The following is a 254-nucleotide window of genomic DNA, read 5'->3' as shown; positions in this document are numbered from 1 at the left end:
CATAACCAACCGTCACCCATTGTCCCCCCAAGTCCCTTTCCTCCATAATTCCATTCCACCCCTATTCTCTCCAACTCACTCTTATCAGTTCATCAAACCCATCAAAACCCTACCTCTTCCCATCCACCCTCATCACCACAATCCACTTACCATTCCCAAATACTTCCTTCACCATCCACCGGTCCTTCAACTCTACCATCCAGCCCTATCCCATCATCCGCCCTATCAAATACACAATAAACAATCCACCCCTA

General features: G+C 47.6%; 1 protein-coding gene. It reads left to right on the top strand.

The window, feature by feature from the left end:
• Window positions 1-19 precede the first annotated feature (19 nt).
• Window positions 20-254, top strand: a 235-nt coding sequence (locus FS628_RS33330) for a PLP-dependent transferase (protein WP_369008918.1), incomplete at its 3' end; no start/stop codon positions are given.

Source organism: Paenibacillus xylanexedens (assembly GCF_007676705.1).
Taxonomy (GTDB): Bacteria; Bacillota; Bacilli; order Paenibacillales; family Paenibacillaceae; genus Paenibacillus; species Paenibacillus xylanexedens_C.
Note: the sequence above shows the minus strand (reverse complement) of the source record. Positions and strands in the feature narration are given on the sequence as shown.